The 22,439-nt window shown below is 39.6% G+C and carries 26 protein-coding genes; 6 read left to right on the top strand and 20 right to left on the bottom strand.

What is annotated here, in order from left to right; genetic code table 11:
• Nucleotides 1–238: 238 nt before the first annotated feature.
• The 10 genes from ACIQXU_RS09275 to ACIQXU_RS09230 all read right to left on the bottom strand — a co-directional run bounded on the left by ACIQXU_RS09275 (nucleotide 239) and on the right by ACIQXU_RS09230 (nucleotide 10,150).
• Complete coding sequence (locus tag ACIQXU_RS09275; protein WP_402958727.1) at nucleotides 239–1,237, bottom strand: NAD(P)H-dependent flavin oxidoreductase; 999 nt, start codon at nucleotides 1,235–1,237, stop codon at nucleotides 239–241.
• 158 nt (nucleotides 1,238–1,395) lie between these two features.
• Nucleotides 1,396–2,136 carry a Cof-type HAD-IIB family hydrolase gene (locus tag ACIQXU_RS09270; protein WP_402868682.1) on the bottom strand — a complete coding sequence of 247 codons (741 nt, stop codon included), beginning with the start codon at nucleotides 2,134–2,136 and terminating at the stop codon, nucleotides 1,396–1,398.
• A gap of 119 nt (nucleotides 2,137–2,255) precedes the next feature.
• Nucleotides 2,256–3,251 carry a cation diffusion facilitator family transporter gene (locus ACIQXU_RS09265; protein ID WP_402868684.1) on the bottom strand — a complete coding sequence of 332 codons (996 nt, stop codon included), beginning with the start codon at nucleotides 3,249–3,251 and terminating at the stop codon, nucleotides 2,256–2,258.
• Between the two features lie 200 nt (nucleotides 3,252–3,451).
• Nucleotides 3,452–4,222 (bottom strand): hypothetical protein, encoded by a 771-nt coding sequence (locus tag ACIQXU_RS09260; protein WP_402958723.1) that lies wholly within the window; start codon nucleotides 4,220–4,222, stop codon nucleotides 3,452–3,454.
• 178 nt (nucleotides 4,223–4,400) lie between these two features.
• Complete coding sequence (locus tag ACIQXU_RS09255) at nucleotides 4,401–5,660, bottom strand: glycoside hydrolase family 18 protein (RefSeq protein ID WP_402988485.1); 1,260 nt, start codon at nucleotides 5,658–5,660, stop codon at nucleotides 4,401–4,403.
• A 323-nt stretch (nucleotides 5,661–5,983) separates the two neighbouring features.
• Nucleotides 5,984–6,733 carry a (S)-benzoin forming benzil reductase gene (locus ACIQXU_RS09250; RefSeq protein ID WP_402868690.1) on the bottom strand — a complete coding sequence of 250 codons (750 nt, stop codon included), beginning with the start codon at nucleotides 6,731–6,733 and terminating at the stop codon, nucleotides 5,984–5,986.
• A 48-nt stretch (nucleotides 6,734–6,781) separates the two neighbouring features.
• Nucleotides 6,782–8,239: a cardiolipin synthase gene (cls, locus tag ACIQXU_RS09245; protein ID WP_402868691.1), complete on the bottom strand. Its 1,458-nt coding sequence runs from the start codon at nucleotides 8,237–8,239 to the stop codon at nucleotides 6,782–6,784.
• Nucleotides 8,240–8,487: 248 nt separating this feature from the next.
• Nucleotides 8,488–8,751 carry a metal-sensitive transcriptional regulator gene (locus ACIQXU_RS09240; protein ID WP_402988482.1) on the bottom strand — a complete coding sequence of 88 codons (264 nt, stop codon included), beginning with the start codon at nucleotides 8,749–8,751 and terminating at the stop codon, nucleotides 8,488–8,490.
• 136 nt (nucleotides 8,752–8,887) lie between these two features.
• The gene (locus ACIQXU_RS09235) at nucleotides 8,888–9,334 is read right to left on the bottom strand and encodes an SRPBCC family protein (RefSeq protein ID WP_402988479.1); all 447 of its coding nucleotides are present in this window, start codon (nucleotides 9,332–9,334) and stop codon (nucleotides 8,888–8,890) included.
• Between the two features lie 207 nt (nucleotides 9,335–9,541).
• On the bottom strand, nucleotides 9,542–10,150 hold the full coding sequence (locus ACIQXU_RS09230; protein ID WP_402988476.1) for a flavin reductase family protein: 609 nt from the start codon (nucleotides 10,148–10,150) through the stop codon (nucleotides 9,542–9,544).
• 578 nt (nucleotides 10,151–10,728) lie between these two features.
• Between ACIQXU_RS09230 and ACIQXU_RS09225 the strand changes: the two genes are divergently transcribed.
• Nucleotides 10,729–11,328, top strand: a complete 600-nt coding sequence (locus ACIQXU_RS09225; RefSeq protein WP_402988473.1) for a nitroreductase family protein — start codon at nucleotides 10,729–10,731, stop codon at nucleotides 11,326–11,328.
• A gap of 165 nt (nucleotides 11,329–11,493) precedes the next feature.
• Here ACIQXU_RS09225 and ACIQXU_RS09220 read toward each other — a convergent pair whose 3' ends face one another.
• Genes ACIQXU_RS09220 through ACIQXU_RS09210 form a run of 3 tightly spaced genes read right to left on the bottom strand, consistent with a single transcriptional unit; the run spans nucleotide 11,494 to nucleotide 13,791 of the window.
• On the bottom strand, nucleotides 11,494–12,555 hold the full coding sequence (locus ACIQXU_RS09220; RefSeq protein ID WP_402988470.1) for an alpha/beta fold hydrolase: 1,062 nt from the start codon (nucleotides 12,553–12,555) through the stop codon (nucleotides 11,494–11,496).
• A gap of 2 nt (nucleotides 12,556–12,557) precedes the next feature.
• Nucleotides 12,558–12,992: a hypothetical protein gene (locus ACIQXU_RS09215; RefSeq protein WP_402988467.1), complete on the bottom strand. Its 435-nt coding sequence runs from the start codon at nucleotides 12,990–12,992 to the stop codon at nucleotides 12,558–12,560.
• 22 nt (nucleotides 12,993–13,014) lie between these two features.
• Complete coding sequence (locus ACIQXU_RS09210; protein ID WP_402988464.1) at nucleotides 13,015–13,791, bottom strand: SDR family oxidoreductase; 777 nt, start codon at nucleotides 13,789–13,791, stop codon at nucleotides 13,015–13,017.
• 202 nt (nucleotides 13,792–13,993) lie between these two features.
• Between ACIQXU_RS09210 and ACIQXU_RS09205 the strand changes: the two genes are divergently transcribed.
• The gene (locus ACIQXU_RS09205) at nucleotides 13,994–14,446 is read left to right on the top strand and encodes an OsmC family protein (protein WP_402988461.1); all 453 of its coding nucleotides are present in this window, start codon (nucleotides 13,994–13,996) and stop codon (nucleotides 14,444–14,446) included.
• Nucleotides 14,447–14,492: 46 nt separating this feature from the next.
• On the opposite strand, the gene ACIQXU_RS09200 is transcribed toward ACIQXU_RS09205, so the two are convergent.
• The 6 genes from ACIQXU_RS09200 to ACIQXU_RS09175 form a co-directional block, all read right to left on the bottom strand.
• Entirely contained in the window at nucleotides 14,493–14,744 is a 252-nt protein-coding gene (locus ACIQXU_RS09200) for a YkuS family protein (RefSeq protein WP_402868709.1), read from the bottom strand.
• A gap of 108 nt (nucleotides 14,745–14,852) precedes the next feature.
• The gene (locus ACIQXU_RS09195) at nucleotides 14,853–15,014 is read right to left on the bottom strand and encodes a hypothetical protein (RefSeq protein ID WP_402868711.1); all 162 of its coding nucleotides are present in this window, start codon (nucleotides 15,012–15,014) and stop codon (nucleotides 14,853–14,855) included.
• 97 nt (nucleotides 15,015–15,111) lie between these two features.
• On the bottom strand, nucleotides 15,112–16,050 hold the full coding sequence (locus ACIQXU_RS09190; protein ID WP_402868713.1) for a magnesium transporter CorA family protein: 939 nt from the start codon (nucleotides 16,048–16,050) through the stop codon (nucleotides 15,112–15,114).
• A 19-nt stretch (nucleotides 16,051–16,069) separates the two neighbouring features.
• The gene (locus ACIQXU_RS09185) at nucleotides 16,070–16,195 is read right to left on the bottom strand and encodes a hypothetical protein (protein ID WP_402988459.1); all 126 of its coding nucleotides are present in this window, start codon (nucleotides 16,193–16,195) and stop codon (nucleotides 16,070–16,072) included.
• A 191-nt stretch (nucleotides 16,196–16,386) separates the two neighbouring features.
• The gene (locus ACIQXU_RS09180) at nucleotides 16,387–16,653 is read right to left on the bottom strand and encodes a hypothetical protein (RefSeq protein ID WP_402988456.1); all 267 of its coding nucleotides are present in this window, start codon (nucleotides 16,651–16,653) and stop codon (nucleotides 16,387–16,389) included.
• A gap of 60 nt (nucleotides 16,654–16,713) precedes the next feature.
• Nucleotides 16,714–17,796, bottom strand: coding sequence for a nitric oxide synthase oxygenase (locus ACIQXU_RS09175; RefSeq protein WP_402988453.1), 1,083 nt, complete (start codon nucleotides 17,794–17,796; stop codon nucleotides 16,714–16,716).
• Between the two features lie 266 nt (nucleotides 17,797–18,062).
• Between ACIQXU_RS09175 and catR the strand changes: the two genes are divergently transcribed.
• Nucleotides 18,063–18,386 carry a catDE operon transcriptional regulator CatR gene (gene catR, locus ACIQXU_RS09170; RefSeq protein WP_402988450.1) on the top strand — a complete coding sequence of 108 codons (324 nt, stop codon included), beginning with the start codon at nucleotides 18,063–18,065 and terminating at the stop codon, nucleotides 18,384–18,386.
• Nucleotides 18,387–18,518: 132 nt separating this feature from the next.
• Nucleotides 18,519–19,433, top strand: a complete 915-nt coding sequence (locus tag ACIQXU_RS09165) for an NAD(P)/FAD-dependent oxidoreductase (protein ID WP_402988447.1) — start codon at nucleotides 18,519–18,521, stop codon at nucleotides 19,431–19,433.
• Nucleotides 19,434–19,523: 90 nt separating this feature from the next.
• Here ACIQXU_RS09165 and ACIQXU_RS09160 read toward each other — a convergent pair whose 3' ends face one another.
• On the bottom strand, nucleotides 19,524–19,670 hold the full coding sequence (locus tag ACIQXU_RS09160; RefSeq protein WP_402868724.1) for a lmo0937 family membrane protein: 147 nt from the start codon (nucleotides 19,668–19,670) through the stop codon (nucleotides 19,524–19,526).
• Nucleotides 19,671–19,929: 259 nt separating this feature from the next.
• Here ACIQXU_RS09160 and ACIQXU_RS09155 point away from each other — a divergent pair, with 259 nt between their 5' ends.
• Both ACIQXU_RS09155 and ACIQXU_RS09150 read left to right on the top strand, forming a co-directional pair.
• The gene (locus ACIQXU_RS09155) at nucleotides 19,930–20,256 is read left to right on the top strand and encodes a DUF2680 domain-containing protein (protein WP_402868726.1); all 327 of its coding nucleotides are present in this window, start codon (nucleotides 19,930–19,932) and stop codon (nucleotides 20,254–20,256) included.
• Between the two features lie 187 nt (nucleotides 20,257–20,443).
• The gene (locus tag ACIQXU_RS09150; RefSeq protein WP_402988442.1) at nucleotides 20,444–22,420 is read left to right on the top strand and encodes a S9 family peptidase; all 1,977 of its coding nucleotides are present in this window, start codon (nucleotides 20,444–20,446) and stop codon (nucleotides 22,418–22,420) included.
• Nucleotides 22,421–22,439 lie beyond the last annotated feature (19 nt).

The following is a 22,439-nucleotide window of genomic DNA, read 5'->3' as shown; positions in this document are numbered from 1 at the left end:
TTATTTTTCAACCTTTTAATCGTTAGAATTCAAAATGATAACGATTTTCCTGAATGTGGTCATGGATAGGATTTTGGGCTTTGCGTTATTCAGCTATCATCAGAATTGTATATAATGCTCGGAAATTATCCATTCCAAATCACTACCAAATTCATGCAATAGGATCATGTCCAATTAAAATAGAGGGCCCAGTATGGACCCTCTACAACTTTCACAAATCAGCTAAAGCGCTTTCAATTCATCTAGATATGATTCCTTTTATTTTTCCGGCCTGTTCGGTTAATCTTCCAAGGGAATCACGATACTCATTTTCGAGTTGCTTGATAATACCAGCTGTTGTATCAATCTGCTTTATGGCGCCGACACCATGACCTGCAGACCAGATATCACGCCATGCTTTAGATTCCGATGATTTTGACATGCTATCAAAATCGACTTTTTCTTTTTTGGCTAATTGCTCTGGATCCAATCCTTCTTTTCTAATACTTGGTTTAAGCATATTGCAGTTAACACCTGAAAATGCATCAGTCAAAATAATATCATCTTGATTAGACTCTACAAGCATTTGACGGTATTGGTCATTCGCCATGCTCTCTTTTGCCACGATAAAACGGGTGCCCATGTAAGCCAAGTCAGCTCCTGCAGCCTGGGCGGCCAATATACTATGACCCGTACTAATTGATCCGGCGAGTAGAATGATTCCATCCCAGAATGTCCTGACACTGTCCACAAAAGCAAAGCTATTTATTTCACCTGCATGTCCTCCTGCACCTGATGCTACAAGGATTAAACCATCCACGCCGGATTCAGCGGCTTTTTTTGCAAAATCCACACTGCTGACATCAGAAAAAACTAGGCCTCCATAGCTATGTACAACATCCACAACATGTCTTGGCGATCCGAGTGAAGTTATGATGATGGGAGGCTGATGCTTTTTGACCAATTCCAATTCTTCCTCTAGGCGACTATAGGTCCGATGTACTACCATATTCATTGCCCACGGCGCGATTTTGCTGTTTGGATCCTTGTCCCTTGCCGAAATGAGTGTATCATTAATATCACCCATCCATTGGTCCAAGACTTCGATAGGCCTTGCATTCGGAGCTGGAAACGAGCCTATTACCCCATTCAAACAACACTCTTTTACTAAATCCGGACCAGAAATTAAAAACATGGGTGCAGATATGACCGGTAAAGAAAGTTGACTCCACCAGTGCTCAGGAATAGATTTGCTCATCATTATAACCTCCCAATGTTAATATATTACCAAAATATTACACTACAAGAGTATCATACTTCTAAAATACAAAATTTTCAAGAAATAATTGTCCATTTTAACGTGTAGAAAAAAACTGCATATGGAAGGCGATTCCACATACAGCATCGTTTTCATTATTAAGAAAGTACCCATTTACGTATCGCTTTTGCCACTCCATCTTCCTGATTGGTCGAGGTCACCCAATCGGATTCTTCCTTAACGATTTGTTGGGCATTCCCCATAGCTACTCCTATTTTTGCTTCTCGAATCATGGCAAGGTCATTTAGACTATCCCCTACTGCCATGACTTGGTCCATAGTAAGATCGAGCATTGAACAAACACGTTCAATTGCCTTTGCCTTATTTACGCCATGAGCATTCACTTCAATATTCGTTGGGCTGGAATTACTGATTTCAAGATTCTCTTTTGTCCTAAGCTCTTCCATAATCAGTTGACGGATGGCATCGTCCTTGGTATCGAATCCAAATTTAAGCCATTGTGATTCATTAATTTTTTCGGGCATCTCAGCCCGGTAGACACGATCACAGCTGGTTGCCCAGAAATGGGTTCCATGCTTTTGGCTTAATTCCCACATCCATTGTACATATTCGCTATCGACAATATGCCTTTCCACCAATTCACCATCGTTATTGTATATTTCACTGCCATTGACCGTTATTAAGTATGATTGAAGTTCCATGGACTTGGCAAAGTCATTACATGTAGCAAAGGATCTTCCCGTACTCAAAATTACATGAACTCCCCGCTGTTCTGCTTCTTTAATCGTACGTCGATTTTCTTCTGAAATCTCCCCTTTTTCATTTAAAAGCGTCCCATCCATATCGAGTGCAACTAATCGTATGTCTATGTTATCCATGAATAAACACCCTTTCTCTTTTCTATGTAGATACCTATAGCATACTGTATCTTGCTGTTCCAAGGAAGAAATCTGATTGTATAGGTAAAAGATCTCATCTTACTTAGTCAAAAATTTGCTCATCTCTTCTTTTTCTCTTCCTTCACTTTGGAATGAATCTTTTCCTGCCAATTTGCAACACCGTCATTTTCATCGAACTCTATAATGACATCCGTGACTCCTCTTTCTTTGAAGATTTCTGCAATCAATCTGTCCTTTATCATATCTGCTTCAGCAATCGTTATATGCGCATCCAGCTCAACCTCAAGTTCCACATGAAAGTTTTCCCCTTCTTTAATAACGGCAAGTTTCTGAATATCACGAACTTCTGGATCTTTCATGACCATCGTTCCGATTTTCAGGCGCATATCAACGTCAGCTTCACCTAGTGCACCTGCTGCATTTTCAAGGAATACCCGACCCACTACGTAAAACATTCCGAGTCCAATGAATACAGAAGCTATCCCTTCTGCTTGCCTAAAAGGAGTGAAGTTCGCCAGTAAAATCGCTATGATTGCGAGTAGACCACCACCTGTCGCTACCATATCTTCCATAAACACCAGTTTTGTGGCTGGTTTTGCACGCCTTAAACCCGAAAAGCTTTTAACTATAACCGCAGCAGCCCCCTTTGCTTCGATATTCACTTCTTTAACCACTTCTTTCATTGCTTTAAACAGGACATAGGATTCAAGGACAACCGCTGCGAATAAAACGGTTAAGTTAATGACAATCCCAGTTGATTCAGTAGGATGCAAAATATGATGGAAGCCTTCCTTTATCGTTTCATAAGACATGATCCCAACAATCAATACAGCTCCTAAAAGCACCAGGTTCACCAAACGGCCAAAGCCTTCCGGGAAGCGCTCTGTCGGTGCCTTTTTACTTAAGGCAGAACCAATGAAAACGAAAAACTGATTGGCAGCATCCCCCAAAGAATGGAGTGTTTCGGCGAACATCGCGACATTTCCGGTCATAAAATAGGCAATTCCCTTTAAAATGGCGATGATACTATTAACACAGGCTGCAATAAAAGCTGATTTATTGCCCTGCTTAAGCAATAACATTAATTTTTTCATATCAGGCATACCCTCTTCACTTTTTATGATTTCATAAGTTGTATTATCTCCAAAGCCATTTAAATGAATCATAATAAAAGCAAAACGGGATTGTACTTACAAAGGGCCATCCGACGCCGTATTTTGAATCTTTTATAACACAAAAAATGGTAGTAGACCAAGGGCCTATTACCACTTTTTTAAAAAATATGATTATAGAATCAAGCTTCCGTGCTTTTAACCAGTTTGGATGGGTTGTTCACTTTATAACGAATTTCCTTATTGTATTTCTTCTCTACGACTTTACCGTCAAATTCTAGAGCGTCGCCTTCTATAAGTTCAGCTTTTTTTAAAGTTTTGCTATAACCACACCATGCATCCCCAATGAGAAGTTCTGGATCCGAGGTAACTTTTACGTTTTCTAATAAGATGACTTCATCCTCTTCACCCGTAAAATGATTCATTTTGACTGTAAACTCTTTGACTGTTGCCGTAAAATGAACTTTTTCAGCAGGTAAGTCCAATTTCGGTTTAGCCGGTTCCTTTTTACTCTTTGACTTTTCCTTTTTTGGTGTAGCTTTCGGCGCTTCAGTGCTGCTCTTTCCAGGGTCCTCTGTTCCCTTACCTTTCGCATCCTGTACAACTTCGGTCAAAGACCCTGGAGCAGCAGGACCGCTCAATAATTCTTTCCCAAAATTCGAACTTTGCATTTCCTTTAAATAAGCGGGATGAATACAGCTAAGCCTGCCATTATCAAATTCGACAACAATAGTATCCAGACCATTTCCATATTGTTCATAACCGGCCAACTTTACTTTTGTTTGAAAGCTTCCACTTTTATATAGTAATTCTTTTTTTACTGATCGAGCAGTGAACAGTTTCCACTCTACCCCTTTTGCAATATAATCCTCTTCATCTGAAAAAGAGATATAATCTCCTTTTGGTTCAATATAGTGAACCAGTTCCTTAGTTTCTGCTGGAGTTTCAGCCACAGTCAACACTCCTATTTTTTCTGTATGCTTATATATTAGCAAAGGAATGGCAAGTTGCAAATGAATGGGCATGATTTACTAAAAACTTCTGTCATTACTCTGTATGCTTTGAGTGGTATTACATAAATTATTTCTGTCTCTCATCGTTTCCCTATTCGTATCGAAAAAAACTGTATAACTATTTTATTATCAAAATATTCTCCTGTATATATGCCCAATTCTGTGGAAAACGCAAACCAATATGCCAATAGGTGGTACCAGCCAGTTCATATGCATCAATCACTTGATATTTTGCAGTTATTGAGCGAATATCTTCAAACCAAACGATATGTTCTGATTTTTCTTGTGTATATGAGTAAGTAGGAGAGGCGGCTTTCCTATCAAAGCGAATTTCTGAATTTGTTGCGATTGCTAAGTTTTGGGCATTTTGTGCTGACATCGCGCTCGTCTCATTGCTAGGGACGAGCCAACCATATCCGTACATAGGAATGGCTACCTGTAATTTATTCGTAGGCATCGTAGATATAGCATACTGGATGACCTCAGTCATCCACCAAATAGGGGAAATTGGTTCTGGGGGGCCGGTCGGGTAACCATAATCGATGGTCATTACGGCGACTAAATCGGCAACCTTTCCAATGCCCTTATAATCATGTCCGCCAACAATTCGATTTTCTGGATTATCTTCCGTTTTCGCATGTACATTAACTTGTAAAGTCAGTCCGTTCAATTCCGCTTTTAGCTCTTGTAAAAAAGTCACATATTCCTCCCGTTTACCTGGAGGGACGAATTCCAGGTCCATACTCACTCCGCCATACCCTTTTTCCTTCACGAAATTCATCATACTTGTGATGAGATTTCTACGATAAATGGAACTGGTGAGGACATCACCCGCCAAGTCCGCATCAAAATTCCCGTTCTGAAAATTCCGAATCATCAATAAAGGTGTCACTCCATTTTGTTCACATTTCTCTATAAGGGGTAAATCGTCACCTTCTATATAGGCAAAGCCTGCCTGCGTAAATGAATAGGCTACAATAGCCAGATAGGTTAGCTTATCCCCGTTCTCCTCAAGCATTTCAAACACTGTACCGCTTGAAACTGGAAAAGAAAAGCCCATCGTAATCAATCTTTTCTTATAGGGGGAAGGAACGAGTATTCTTTCCCCTATCTTAAGTATGGCTGATAGACCCGGATTAGCTTTTTTAATGGCTGATACGCTCGTCATATATCTCTTTGCAATCCCTGAAAGCGTGTCATTCTGTTTGATTAGATATGTACGGTTTCTAACTCCTGTCTCGGGGATATATAGGGCTAAACCAGGAACCAGTGCTGTCGTTTCCAGACCATTCACTTCCACTATCCTTGCAGAATCAACCTTGTACTTTTGAGCTATGGCCTCTAAAGTATCTCCTCTTTTGACGACCTGGATTGTCATCTCACCCTCCACTCCTCACAAAAGTAAATGTAAAGTTATACTAGTGTCACTACCCTTTTCATTTTGACCTTTATCATTAATGTATTCTATTGATATGGCCTAAATGTGTAATTTCATCTAATTAGTTTTAACATGGGGATAGCAGGGATGTAGCTTGTACCCTTAGACGCTGTTATGTAAATAGGAGCTTAGTTTCACACATAGAGGAGAGGCTTTGATTTTTCAACAATTCCATGGATAATCAGGTTCTAAGGAAGGCAAAAGGGACCTTCTATATGGAGGTCCCCTTTTACTAGAGCTTATTTGCTACCTATTCATAAAGATCAAAGTAATTGATTGAGTTCGTAAAACTTCCCATTTTCCAGCTTATTGACCTCTAACAATTGCAACAGTTTTTCTGCCACGAGTTCTGGGCTCCTCAACAGCCCCTTTTCCTTATAGTCATGAAATTTAGTTCTGTCTGAAAAGTCCTTTTCATCAGCAGAACGGATGGTTTCTTGCATTCCTGTATCCATCACCCCTGGTGAAAAAGATATGAGCGTCGTCGGATAAGTTTCTTTCTCCTGTTCTAGTCCAGCTACACGGGTGAACATTTCAAGACCCGCTTTTGTACTGCAATAGGCTGCCCAGCCATGATAAGGATTCTTGGCTGCTCCTGATGAAATATTGACCATCACCTTTTTTTGTTTCCATTCCTTTGTACGTTTGATGAATGCATCCGCCAACACAACAGGTGCCATGAAGTTCACACGTAGGCTGAGTTCTATATTTTCTTGTGCTAAATTCCCAACTGTCTTGATTGGATCAATAACACCTGCGTTATTGATAAAATAAACATCACTATCTTCATCCAATTCTGTAAAAATCTTATCGATTAATGGCGCAAGTTGTGAACCGTCGAATAGATCCATATAGATGAAACTAAGCTTCGCTCCGGCCATAACTGCTTTTTCAGCCATTTCAGGATGAGGGGTACGAGAAATTAAGATACAATGATTCCCGTCGCTCAAGCACTGCTCTGCTAGAGCTGCTCCTAGACCTCTTGAAGCCCCTGTAATTATAAAAGTTTTCACCGCAATATCCCGCCTTTTTCTAAATGTATTTTTATCCGATACACCGCATTATAAAATCGGTGATACCAGTCTCGCGATGGACTCCTTAAATCGAATCCACTTAGAACGTTTTTCAAATTCTTCTATGGTTAACGGTTTGGAAACCTCTATATCCCTATAAAAAATCTTCGTCAATTTTTCGGCAATTCCTTCGTCATAAATGAAAGCATTCACTTCAAAATTCAGTTTAAAACTTCGGACATCGATGTTTGCCGTCCCGACCGAAGAAACTTCTTCATCCACGACAATCATTTTTGCATGGATAAAGCCCTTATCATAGATATATACTTTAGCCCCTGCCTTTAATAACTCTCCAACATTATAGAGGGTTGCCCAATATACGAAAAGATGGTCAGGTTTATTGGGAATCATGATATTTACATCAATACCCGATAAACTTGCAATTCGGAGCGCATCCAATAAGCTTGCGTCCGGAATGAAGTAAGGAGTTTGAATAAGAATTGAATGTCTCGCTGAAGAAATTAATTTAATATAGCCATTCTTTATTTGTTCCCATTCCGAATCGGGTCCGCTGGTTACAATTTGCAAATCGGTAGTACCTTGATAAACAGGGGTCGGAAAATAATGCGGTTGATAGGTTATGTCATGATGCTTCGATGCTTGATTCCAATCCAGAATGAAACGGGTTTGGATGGCTTTAACTGCAGGGCCCTTGATTCGAAGGTGTGTATCACGCCAATATCCAAATTTGGGATTCAACCCTAAATATTCATCTCCTACATTAAAGCCGCCAACATAACCGACTTCCCCATCAATAATGACGAGTTTACGATGATTTCGAAAATTCAAGCGTAAATTTATGAATTTCAACTTAGATGGAAAGAACGCTTCCACTCGCCCACCTGCTTGTCTAAACTCCTTAAAAAAGCCTTTTGTCAATTTCCTCGATCCCAATTCATCATATAATAAGCGGACCTTCACTCCTTCATTGGCTTTTCTGGTCAAAGCCTCGATGAACCGCTTGCCCAGAACATCTCTTTGGATAATGTAATATTGAATATGTATATGATTTTCAGCCGCCTCAATATCCTTAAAAAGTTGTTCGAACTTTTCTCTTCCGTCCGTAAAAATATCAACCTGATTATCTTCCGTTAATACGGCATCATTATATCGAAGGTGCATATAGATCAAATCACGATAATGGCTCGATGAATTATTACGATATGGAAAATCGTCTGTGCTAAGGTCAATCATTTGTTTTTTTAGGATTTCCTCAATCCCGATCTTCTTTTTGTCCTCCCACTGAAACAAGTGGGCGTGTCTCAAACTCGTCCCGAAAAGGAGATATAAAATAAAACCAACAACGGGAAGGAAATACAAGACTAACAGCCAGGCCCATGTGTTGCTTGCTTCTTTTCTTTCAAAAAATATTACGACCGTGGCAAATAATATATTTAAAATAAGAATGAGACCGAATAATACGGATGTAATTTGCGTTATTTCCATGGCAATTCCCTCACATAATTTTTATCCCTTTAAGAATAACACGCAAATCCTTTTATAACAAAGCGATATCATGCTCTAACTGGCCAAGATGTAGTTGCATTTCCCGAGATTTCAAATAAAAAATCCAGCTTCCCTATATAAGCGGTGCTGGATCCAATCCATTAATGAAAATTGATGATACCTACGTAATCCTCTACCCATATTATGATCTGCCTCTACCATGTAAAAGTAAGAAGAATCTTTAATCATCAGCGACTTTTCACCAACAAATTAACTGCTTCTTTAACAAGATCATCCGGGTTCTTGTCTCCAGACTCGTTTGCTTCACGTACACACTCTACAAGATTGGAGCTTACAATTACACCTATCGTCCGATCTATGGCAGATCTTGTAGCAGACAATTGGGTGATTACCTCCCTACACTCCTTATTATCTTCCATCATTTTCAAGATACCCCGTAGTTGACCCTCTATCCGTTTAACACGGTTCTTCATTTGCTTTTCATATTCCATGTGAGGTTTACCTCCTATTTCACTTTACATCCTTTATCTTACCACGTGCTTATTACTATGTTCATCCCTTTTCCCAGAGTTTAAACGTATTTTACATCTTATACCCCATGAGAGATGTTTTAGCCAATGTACCAAATCACCTTTTTTGCAAATGAAGCCTTTGAGCAATGGTTTCAGCAAATTCAACCGTCATTTGTGGGACATGGGATTTCATTAATGCGTTGATAATAGGGGCCTTTGCTCCTTTTGCTGTAATATCTAAGCACCCAGTCATCTTTGTTCGCTTCATTTCTACACTTTCAGCCAAAAAGTAACCAGATCCATCAAACTTCTCGTTTATTCCCTGAAGATTGAACGTGATCTTATTTGGTACTTGCCATTCCATTATCTCAACTGCCAACTTGATTTTCTTTTTCATTAAACCGAGATCACTCTTAAACTCCCAAATAAGGGTGCGTTCATTTAACAGTTCGTGCTTGATATAGCCTGGCACTAGCGGTGCCCATTGTTCAATATCACTGACAAATGCCCAAACTTTCTCAATAGGTACGGATAAGTCAATACTATGTAATCCTTCTGTCACTGGGGGTCCCCCTTACATATTTTACTATATCATCAAACCCTATGCCTTCCATACATTATTAGAACCACTTTAAACCCAGAATGCACTTGAAAAAATGAGCCATGCCACCTGAAATGGTTACCTAATTTACAAGAAATCTTCTCTATGAAAAAGGACGATATCTTTTGATAGATATCGCCATTTGTCAAATTAAGGGTCGAGGGGGAATCAAGGACGTTGTAGTTCAAATAACTCCCCAAGTTTCGTATAAGTTTGTCCAGCCAAACGAGCTACCGGCTTAAGGCCATTCTGGTCGATTCTTCCTTCTTGATAGATGCCTTGGTCGATATGATAGCAGACTACTCTACCTATTAATAAATCACAGCCTGGATCGTCCACTGAACCCGCTAAAGGAATAGCTCGTTCCAATTTACATTCAAAACGCACTTTTGCTTCTTTCAAGCCAGGCACTGCCACTTTATCACTAGCAACAGTGGTAAATTTAGTGAGAGTTAATTCACTCTCTTCAGGTCGGAGCTCTGCCGCCGTTTGGTTAACATCTTCAACAATGTCCTCATCTGAGATATGAACGATGAATTCCCCACTTTTAATCGCATTTCGGGCGGTATCCTTTTGGACTCCTTTTTTTCTTTGAACAGAAACAGAAAGCATAGGAGGATTGGAACTGACTATATTGAAAAAACTAAAAGGTGCTGCATTTATTATGCCAGTTTCTGATTGTGTCGTAATAAGAGCAATGGGTCTTGGAATTATACTCCCCGTCAGAAATTTATAATTTTCCCGCTCACTTAAGCTTTCAGGATTTATTGAAATCATTTTTTATCCCCTCTCAATTATCATTAGTGCTCAGATCAAAGAATAGCCATGATTACCTCCACAAAGAGAGTGTGAATGGACCACCTCATTGCCAAAGCCTGACTGAATTCCTCTTATATTTTCATACTCTTACTCAGAAATACTTATTTATATGATTCGTCATCTCTTCTTCGCGAAAGAACATCTCCTATGTACTCGGACCATAGCAAAAGTTGCACCGCAAACTCACCAAATGCCTAGGCGAGCGATTCCGTGTCTCAATTGTAAACACCCCTAGGCTTAATGAATCCCTACGACCATGAACACTACGCCGAACCTGTAGAATTCGTTGAAACACCGGGCGGTCTCTATGAGGATCGAGTGAAAGCTATCTATAATTCTATTATATAGAAGAAAAACAAAAAGTCAGCCTGAAATTGCAGAAGAAGACGGATTTTACTCGCCGCTTATACCCCACTTACCTACCCTCACCAATGCCAAAAGTAAACACCATTGGCCTGAATCCATTTATTTCTTAACATATTCCTACCATTACGAGGCACCATAATTATGTAGTAGATTTAATGGAGGTTAGTAATATGAAGAAAGATTTTTGGCAGGCGATTGAAGATAGACGGTCCTATTATGGAATCAGCAAAGAAACGGTTGTCCCAAATAGCAGGATTAAGGAAGTGATCGATCATGCTGTTCAATATTCCCCAACGGCTTACAATTCTCAAAGTGCAAGAGTAGTCGTTCTAACAGGTAAAAGCCACGATCAGTTTTGGGATATCACCAAAGAAACCCTCCGAAAAATCGTTGACGAAAAAGACTTTAAACAAACAGAAGACAAAATGCTTTCCTTTAAAAATGGATATGGAACTGTACTATTTTTTGAAGATCAATCAATAGTGGAACATCTTCAAGAAGAATTTAAATCATATGCGGATAAATTCCCTATATGGTCCAATCAATCCTCAGGCATGTTACAATTTGTGGTTTGGACCGCCTTGGAGGGTGAAGGATTTGGAGCCAGCCTCCAGCATTACAATCCATTAATTGATGAGGAAGTTACAAAAACATGGGATTTGCCGAGGAAGTGGAAACTAATTGCGCAGATGCCATTCGGAAAACCAACTGCTGAGCCAGGGGATAAAGAAATCGTTCCGCTTGATGAGCGAGTGAAATATTTTCCATAAAGAAAGGCTGGTTCATGAGTGAGCCAGCCTCATTTGTTCTAAATTAAAGTTCCCCTGCAAAAAACCTTGAGAATATGACCGATGCAAATCCTAAATATCCTAACACTGACATAACTTTATATTCATTATTTTCCTTTATCATGGTATATAGCCCCCTTCTCCGTACTATTTTACTTTCTTGATGGGTGAAGATCGCGCAGGAAGCCACTCTTTAAGATACTGGGGTAGCTTACCGGCATAGTTGTTGGAAGCATGTCCACTTTGAAGGAGTTTGTAGGTTTTGTCCTTACTTTTTAGAAGCTTCATTATGGGGAAAATCATTTCCTGTGGTACTAAACGGTCGTTTTCACTTGCAACCACTAGAACATTTGCATCAATATTGGTGATTTTTGCTTTTTCACCCTTCACTTTCAAGTGTCCCTTAACCAGACGGTTATTGATAATAAGGTCATCTGTTAGTTGTTTTGCAACTGCACCAGATAAAGGGACATGACCATTCGTCCAAGCGTTGAACCTACGCCAGTTTTGAACATATTGTTCATTATCCGCTTGATTTAGCAAAGATAAATATGGAGAAAAGTAAATAGGTGAAGTGATTAATCGAATGCCATTTTTCACCCCACTGGCCGGTATGACTTTCATGATGTCAAGCACTTCATCAAAATTGGCACTTCCATCCCTCATCGATGCCTGCCATTGATCGAATACTTGCGAATCACTAAAATCGATGGGTGTCACCGAAAGAATCAGGTTTCTAATTGGCTCATTTGCAATAGCAGCATACATCGTAGCTATCGTCCCACCCAAGCAAAAGCCCATTATGGAAATTTCCGATGCACCTGAGTGAAGAAGCGCACGCCGTACCCCACTCCGGATATATTTTATAATATAATCATCTATCGTCGTATCTCCGTCTTCATAGCCTGGACTACCAAAATCAATCAAATACACTTCGAAGCCTTCGTTAACAAAAGCTTCTATCAAACTATTTCCTGGTCCTAGATCAAGAATTACAGGTGTATTAATCAATGAATAGATGAGAAATACTGGTACTTTATATTTTTTTTTGATCGGCGGATAATACCATAATGTTGATTTGTTCTTGTTCCAAACCCGTACCCTCGGTGTAGTGCCCATTTCCGGCATCGGCTGATTTGGAATATCCAAAAAGTGTTTCCATTTAGGCGTCGCCATAGTTTTACGACCTGATTTATTCATTTCCTTCATGTTCATAAACCTTTTACTTGTACCTTGGCGTTGGATAATAAGGAATCAAAAAGAAAGTCACTGATCTTCTTTTTATCACGTACCTGCCCTGTACTTTCCCTTTTTTTATTTCGTGAACTTCTTCTACTGGATCGTTTTTCCCCTTCAGTGAGATGTAAAAGTAGCTCTTCAACCTTGTCTACTTTTTCCTCAAGTTGAATGACTAATTTGGCTACATTAGCAACATCCTGTTTGGTTGGGTAATTCATGATGATGGACATTCTCTCCGAAGCTTCCTGAAACTTATTTATACGCGGAACCTGTTGCTGTGAATTGTTGCTGATGGATTCAATAAAACTCCTATTATTAATGAACTCACGAATTTTATCATTTAACTCTTGTTCTTTTTGAGTGCCCAAGAGTTTTAACCCTTTATAAAAATCTGTTTTTTTTGGCATTTATGCTTCCCCTCTTCTTTGTTTAGATTGTAGCGGCGATGCCTCCATCAACGATCAGAACATGCCCCACTATATAGTCTGAAGCTTTCGACGCTAAAAGTATTGCCGCTCCTTTTAAATCCTCACCATTACCAAATCGATGTGCCGGAGTTTTTCCAAGAATGTCATAATCGGATTCTTCAAGGATTTTCTTTGTAATCTTAGTTGGAAAAAAGCCTGGTGCTATCGCATTCACCTGAATACCATGTCTAGCTAATTTGACACCAAGATCTTTTGTCAAGGTAATGATAGCTCCCTTGCTAGTGTTATAAGGAATGGTCACCATCAACTCAGGGTGAGTGCCTCCAAGCCCTGATACCGATGCGATATTAATAATTTTCCCGGATTTTTGTGACATCATGATTTTTGCTACGGCCTGTGAAAACAAGAATGTACCTGTAACATTAACGTTCATTACCTTTTCCCATTTATCCTCGGGAATATCTTCTAACGGACCAGACCATGAGGTCCCGCTATTATTGACAAGAATGTCAATGCTACCGAAATGATCCATTGTTTCTTTTACAACTGAATCAATATCGCTTTTGTTCGTAATATCACATTCAATGGCCAACGCCTTCGTACCCATTGAATGTAAGTATTTACAAGTTTCTTCACATACAGAAAGTTTCCGTGAAGCAATTACAATATTTGCACCCGCCATAGCCAGTGCCAACGCTATTTGTTTTCCGAGACCTCTCCCGCCTCCTGTTACAATAGCCGTTTTATTCGTCAAGTCGAATAGATCAAATGTAGTCAACTCCCCAGCCCCTTCATTATAAAATCATTTCTTTTACAATCTATATTATTATAGAAAAGCCTATACGATATTGTGCTTAAAATAGTCTCATGCCCCAGCCTGTTTGGAATTATCATTTTCAACAGCTTATGGACGGTGCATACTCTACACGAGCAAAATCCTCCAATAAGGTTTAAACTAAAGAAATGTAAGGGGGAGACTTATGACATTACATCATTTTCATTTACGCGCGAATTGGCCTGGTGGAAGAAATGGCACTGGTACGATACAGGCAGGTAATTTACAAACGGAAATTAGTGTGCCTCCGGAAATGGATGGACCGGGGATTGGAACCAACCCAGATGAAATGCTGCTCGGTGCAGCATCTACTTGCTATATTATTACACTTGCGGCCATGCTTGAAAGAAGCCATATTGAAAAGGCCAGTTTGACGATGGAATCCGAAGCCTTTGTGGATGTTACGAATGGGGTATTCACATACAAGAAAATCATTCATCGACCATCTCTTGTTTTAACTGATGAAGCTACGGATAAGGACTTGGAAAAAGCCCGAAAACTTGTGGATAAATCGGAGGCCTCTTGTATGATATCGCGTGCCATCAAAGGCAACGTGGAAGTAGAGGTAGAACCGGACATTTCCATCGCTCCACGTTAATGTAAAAAGAGTGCCTAACCACGATTCAAGGATAGGCACTCTTTACTTATTGGATGGAGTTCATTTTGTTTTCTACCTGACGGCATACTTCATCAGCCGTTAAACCGTCTGCATCTATAATGGAAGCTTTGATGGAAGTATCGCTGATTCCCATTACGTTCGTTTCCAAACCTGTTACAACACAACAATCCAAGTTCTTCGCATCTGCTTCTTGCTTGATTTCAACTACATCAAAACCTTTATCGCGGAGTGCTTCTTGGATATTCGTTAATGATTCTTCAACACCGATTTTTGACATCTTCACACACCTCCTCTACGTTTAATGATTTCCTTTCCTTGGGCAATTTATGTATGGTCCTTATTTTCCTTAAAGACAGGAAGAGACCTAATATCGGTCTCTCATTCTTCATAAATTTTGTTTAAGGATTTCTTCTTGTATTTGCTCATTTTTTAATGGTTCATCACCATTTGTCCCTGCCTTTGATTTTCCTCCCACAGCTCGCTTCGGTTTCATATCACTAGTCTTTAGATTATTATTGGGAGCTGCCTGTTCATTCCATTCAGTCATCGCATTCACCTCTCTTACGTTTAAAGTTCCCCTTGTTTCGCGAATTCATGAATTCTTTCTTCATAACAAAACCGGCTTCACTAGAAAGCCGGTTGTTTTAAAAATATTTCTTTTTCCAAAATATAAAGGCTGTTGTGCCTGCCAGACTGATAGCAATTAATAAAGTGAAGATAAAAGCATATGGGTTATGCTCAAATGGTAGATTCACATTCATTCCATAGAAACTTGCCACCATAGTCGGGAGCGTTAGTATAATCGTAACCGATGTAAGGAACTTCATGGCATTATTGACGTTATTGGATATAATGGATGCGAATGCATCCATCATCCCGCTCAAAATTGATAGGTACACTTCTGCCATTTCAATCGCCTGGCCATTTTCAATGATTACATCCTCTAATAATTCTTTATCTTCTTCATACATTTTCAAGTAATTAAAACGGAGGATTTTGTCGAGAACAACCTTGTTTGACTTCAAGGATGTCGTGAAGTAAACCAGACTTTTTTCCAATGCCAAGAAGGTGTACAGTTCTTTATTTTTCATGGACTGATGCAGTTCTCGTTCGGCTTCATTAGTCATCTTGTTGATTTGCTTAAGATAACGTAAATAATAGGACGAGATTTCAAATAATATCTGCAGGGCAAATCTTGTTTTCTTATTAGAGTAAAAACCTTTGATTTTATTATTTTTAAAATTGGTTAAAATGGGTGAATCTTTGAGAGATACCGTAATGAAACAATCATTCGTAAAAATCATGCCGATTGGTATCGTTTCAAAAATGGGCAAGTCCGCTTCATCCTTTGTCAAATAAGGGAAATCGACGATAATCAGTAAATGATCATCCTCTTTCTCTATACGAGGCCGTTCCTCATCATCTAATGGATCTTTCATGAAGTTAATCGGTACTTGCAAAGTGGAGCAAATATATTGTATTTCATCTTCTGTCGGTGCCACTATGTTCACCCATGAACCTTTCGTCATTTCATCGGTTACGTTCAGCATGCGGCTTTCATTCGTCTTGTATATCTCAATCATTCAAACGACCTCCTCTTTCTTAGAGAGAGCTCAATTTACCATCTTCGAGTAGATACTCATGGAGAATAACAGTCTCGACGTCTAGCATCATATCGGCTTCCTCTTGCTTACTGGGTTCAGGGTCGTCATAAGAACTGATGCCCACTCGTATCACATCCTTTCAATTCCTTTATCTTAATCCTAAATCTTCTAAAGCACAATAAATAATTCCCCAAGCTCTTTTCACAACATATGAAAATGCTGACTAGTTTCTTAAGCGCTATAATTGGTTAACTTTCTAAAAAATCATTTCATAAAAAAATCGCTTGGGATATTTCCCAAGCGATGGTGTTTCATTTAAGTGTGCTTCACAGTATTATAGTAATTTACGCTATACATAGCGCCTTCATCCACCATTTTATTGTCTTCGTGATCATATGGGTCAGGATGTCCTGCCTTTTCAATTAAGGGATCTACCGATTGTCGTTTATTCCAAAAACTCATTGCCTTCGTTTTTGCACTGGACCATACATTTTTCGCTTTCCCTCGGTTCGTTTTAGATAAAAACGAGACTCCGGCAACTCCGACTCCGAGCAGTACTACATTCTTTGCTAATGCCATCATTACCTTCCTCCTTAACGTTGGATTAATATATATGTACCCTCACCCATTAAATGTAAACATTCATTTAACGTAAGGGGCCTTTTTATAAAAGAAGTTGGGCTTAACGATTTCATTTTGATACGATTTATGAAAAACATGCGTCGTTGCTGGAGAGACAGGTGGAATTAGCCATGTCCAGTCCCCCGTTACATTCCGTTTACATGATGCCTCCCTTTCTTCGAAAAGCTTAAATTGCTTGGCGGCTGTATGATGGTCAACCATACTCACACCAGCTTTTTTAAACGAATATAGAACCGCTTCATTCAGTTCAATCAGTGCCCGATCCTTCCATAATGTGGAATCTCTTCGAATGTCCAATCCCATTCTCTCTCCGATGCTGGGAAGCATATTGTAGCGATCCTCATCCGCAAGGTTTCTAGCCCCAACTTCAGTCCCCATATACCATCCATTAAATGGGGCCGCCGAGTACGAAATACCGCCAATCTCCAGTTTCATTCCGGAAATAATGGGCACAGCATACCACTTGAGACCCAAGTCCTGGAACCAGGAAAACTCAGGATGGCCAATTGGTACTTCTTTAATGATTTCTTTCGGGATTTCATATACTCTTGGAGCTTTTCCGCCTACTTGAATCACGAGTGGTAAGATATCAAACGATCCATACTTCCCCTCCCATCCCAAGGCCTGACACTGTTTGGTGAAAGCTATCGAACTAGAATCCCCAACTATGCCCGTTTCCGTCTCATATCCGGCATATCGTATAAGCTGATGATTCCATATCTCTATCTTATTTTCAATGTCCTGCTGTTTAAAAACGGTGATGATTGGCCTGATATTTCCATCATTCGTTGCCCATTCAATATGCTCAATCAAGGCAGACACAATATCATCCTCACTTTGGAGAGCCCTTTTATCTAGCACCCGCAATGAATCCCAAAACAATCTACCAATACAGCGATTACTATTTCGCCAGGCCAATTTAGCCCCATATTCCAATTCTTCCGGCGTATGTTCATACCTACCCGTATCTTGGATTTCCTTTTTGATTTGACTAATTCTATCCATCGCTTCTTCATCTGTTTTACCCATTTCATCATGATATATCTTGATGAAGGAGATGGCTTCATGTAGTAATTCACTCATCTATCCCACTAATCCTTCCATCTATACTGACCTGAGATACTAATAACGTATCATAGATCTTATCTCTATCTCTAAAAGAATACCTTAAAGAAATAGTATTTCTTTAAAAGATGTGACAATTTCTGGTCAACACGACCCATCAATCTTACTATATGTAAGTAGCTATACTTTTTTATATAACAACCTATACAGTAACTAAATAATATTCAGTAAAGTTGTTACATACGAGGTAAATGCTTTATAATGAATACCAACGGGGTGATATGATGAATAATGTGACACTTTGTCCTCGATTTGAAAAAGGCATGCAAATCTTGAGTAAACGTTGGACAGGATTGATCGTCAATCAATTACTTAATGGACCTCAACGGTTTTGCAATATTGAATCTGCCTTCCCAATCAGTGGCCGAATTCTTTCTGAACGGTTAAAAGACTTGGAATCTGAAGGCATCGTAAAAAGAGATGTTTACCCAGAGACACCTGTCAGGATTGAATATTCTTTAACAGAAAAAGGCGAAGCGCTTGCACCGGTGATTCACGAGATACAGAACTGGGCACGAGAATGGATCAAACCCATAGAGGACCAATAGGATATCCTATAAAAGAGAGGAACCATATATAGAGGTTTCTCTCTTTTTTATGTCTTACCTTTGTTTATTCGTATATGTTCAGTGGTATATTTTTCTCATAAAGGGTAACTCCTAAAAGCAGGCGGTGAATTTATGAAAAAAGTGGACTGCATCATTATTGGAGGAGGCATCGCTGGTTTACAGGCTGCCATCCAACTCGGAAGATACAATCACAATATAGCGGTGATAGACGCTCAGAAAGGCCGTTCATTGATAGCTAAAGACTATCAAAACATTCTAGGTTGGCCTGAAGGAGTGAGCGGAAAACGGTTAAGGAGCCTAGGGAGACAGCATGCAGAAAAGTTCGGAGTCGAGTTCTTCGACGGTACCGTGACCTCACTCGAGAAAAAAGAGGATCTTTTTATAATGTGCACAGATGATGATATCCATTACGAAGCGAAAACGATTTTTCTTGGGACAGGCGTTACCGATAACATTCCAGCTATAAGGTATCTCTATCCTACTCTTGGTATCTCCACTTATATTTGTCCAGACTGTGATGGGTATGAAATTAAGCATAAACAAACAGTGGTCATTGGCGGGGGAAATACGGGGGCTAACATGGCGCTCACCCTTTTATATTGGTCAAAAGCTATCATCTATGTAAACCATTCAAAAACCAAGATCAATGAAACGTTCAGAAAAAAGCTAGAGGAAAACCAAATACCTGTATTCGAAGAAGAAGTAGAGGAAGTTAAAGTCGATGAATCTCAAAATCTTCAAGCTATCCAATTGGTAAATGGGAAAAGGATAGAAGCAGAAAAAGCTTTTGTAGCATTTAAAGGGAACAAAATAAATAATGCACTTGCCAAACAACTTGGTGTTGATGTAAATGAGACAAATCATATTCATGTGAACCCACGTACGAAAGAAACAAATATTCCGGGAGTATGGGCTGGAGGAGATCTTGCCGCCCATTCCGAGCAAGTAACCATTTCAATGGGGGACGGAACTCAGGCTGCCATTTGGATTCATAAACGCCTGATGGGTGAGCTGCCTCCTGATTAGGGGACAGAAAAAAGTATCGGTACCCTCATTCAAGGAAACCGATACTTTTTTTATAAACTGTGTATTACTATTTAGCGCTACGCTCGACGTCTACCTTCGGCGTATACCTTGAAATACTTTTACCAGGATCAATATGACTGCAATGATAAGCAGGATGTGGATAAAACCCGCCGCAATTTTAAATACCAAACCGAGAATCCATAATAAGATGATGGCACCAATTATCGTCCAAAGCATTGTACTCTCTTCCTTCCTTCATTGCAAACACTTACAGATATCCTTCTAAGCCATTGCCGTAAGCGTGTGCAAATTTAATCTTACATATAAAATACCCCAATCTTCCACTAACAAACCTACTCTTCCGCCAACAAAAATATACATAAATCTGTTAATACTGTAAAAGATAATCATGTAAAGTTCTTGATCAGGATAATTTCCAGATTATATTCATGGGTGGTACCCTTATGGTGAAAAAAATTTAAAAGGAGTGTTTTAAATGAAAAAAATAGGTGTAATGGTTGCAATCTTTTCCTTATTACTTTGCATGCCGATCCTTCCTGCTTCAGCTGAGGAAAACCAACAATCCGTTAAGCAGGATAACGTACAATTCACAGAGTCCCAAAAAACAGAATTAGCCACTATCCAAAAAAGGATACTAGCGGACAAAAAGGAGTTAATTGAAAAATATGTGGAATATGGTGCGCTTTCTAAAGAAGAGGGAGACAAAATGTACGCACATTTTGAACGACACTACAAAATGATGGAGCAACATGATTTTCAAATCCCTTCGCACCGCCCACATACAAAACACATGCCAAAGTAATGAAATGACTGATTTTTCTTCTATTCCGGCCTATACATAGGACGGAATTTTTTCATCCTAGGCACTTATTCATTCTCGTGCCTGAAAATTCGCTGTGCACTTGTTTCCAAAGTGTAAAATATTTACTAAAGGATTTGGAATTCCCTATAGCGAATACATAGAGACGAGAAATGAAAGGATGAAGAATATGCATAAAAAAGGAATATCAGCAGAAGACCTATTTCAGATGAAATCTGTAACCGATCCAAAACTTTCACCCGATGGCAGCATGGTCATTTATGTACAAACCACCATCGATGAACGAACGGAAAAATACATCTCCAACTTATATATGTATAGCCTGATCACCGCTGAAACAAAACAATGGACATTCGGGAATCACCGTGATACCTCACCAGGCTGGTCACCAGACGGAAAGTACATTAGCTTCTTATCAGACCGTTCTGGAAAAAAACAAGTTCATATCATTCATTCAATCGGTGGGGAGTGCCGACAGCTGACGCATTTCCTCGATGGAGCAACCAATCCCATCTGGTCCCCTTGTTCGAGAAAACTGCTACTATCCACTATGGTACCTGAAAATAAGGCGGTGTTATCCGAAAAAGAAGAAGAAACCTCATGCAAAGATGTACAGCGTTATGATCAGATAAAATACAAATGGGATGACAGAGGATATTTCAATCATCACTATAGTCAACTCGTCTTGGTAGATATAGTAAATGGTGAATTCATATTACTAACGGAAAATCTGACGAACAGTCACCCAAATGCCTGGTCTCCAGATGGATCTCAAATCGCTTATATTAGCGGTGAACCGGGGAAAAGTGATTTGGACCTATTCACAGATATCTACATTATGGATGTCAAGACGAAAATTTCCCGAAAAGTAACTGGCAGCTCTGGATATTACCGTGATCCAAAATGGTCCCCTAATGGTGAATTCCTTTCCTACATTGGCCACAACAAAGAATTTGCCGGTGCAACCTCTTCAAAAATCTGGTTGTACTCTGTTTTGGATGAAACCATACAATGTTTGACGGAAGGTTGGGACGTTGAAATAGGAAGCTCCGCCATCGGTGATTTCCAAATGGGCGCAGTGGATCCTGGCATTCTGTGGACGAATGACAGCCAAGGCTTTTACTTCTTAATAAGTGATTATGGAAATACCGGTGTTTATTATGGATCGATTGAAGGGGCCATGTACCCTTCCCTCCTCGAGCCTCAACATGTATATGGGTTAACAATCAACCCGGATAGCCATCATGCCATCGTAGCCATAAGTACACCTGTTCATCCCGGTGATTTATTTGTTTATAACCTCATGACTGGCGATAAAGAACAGATCAGCTTTGTAAACGATGAATACTTACAGGATAAAACTATAGCTATTGCCGAGCCCATTTCCTTCCGTTCAACAGATGATACCCTCATCCACGGCTGGATCATGAAGCCATGTGAATTTGTGGATAATAAAAAGTATCCCCTCATTTTAGAGATTCACGGTGGGCCTCATGCAATGTATGCGAATAACTATGTTCACGAATTTCAGACTTTGGCGAATGAAGGCTATGTTGTATTGTTCATCAATCCACGCGGAAGTGTTGGATATGGACAGGAGTTCGCTAATGCCAACCGTGGTGATTATGGTGGAATGGATTATGAGGACTTAATGGCTGCTGTAGACTATGTTCTAGATTTCTACTCCTTTATTGACGCTGAAAAGTTAGGTGTAACGGGTGGCTCCTATGGAGGGTTCATGACCAATTGGATTATCGGTCATACAAACCGCTTCAAGGCGGCTGTGACCCAGCGTTGCATAAGCAATTGGATAAGTTTCTATGGAGTCAGTGACATCGGATATTATTTCACCGAATGGGAAATTTCAGGAGATGTCATTAACTCACCAGAAAAATTATGGGAACACTCCCCATTAAAGTATGTAGCAAATGTGCAAACTCCTTTGCTATTACTTCACGGGGAAAAAGACTATCGTTGTCCTATTGAACAGAGTGAACAATTTTTTGTAGCATTGAAAAGGCAAAAAAAAGAAGCGGTGCTTGTTTCCTTCCCAAATGAAAACCATGAAGTATCCCGAAGCGGGTCACCCAAAATGCGTCTTCGTCATATAGTGGAAATCAAGGAATGGTTTAATAAGTACCTTTAAAAACAAAAGAACTCTGCTA

It is taken from the genome of Peribacillus sp. NPDC097284, from assembly GCF_044761765.1.
Taxonomy (GTDB): domain Bacteria; phylum Bacillota; class Bacilli; order Bacillales; family DSM-1321; genus Peribacillus.
This window is presented reverse-complemented; position numbering and strand designations above follow the sequence as displayed.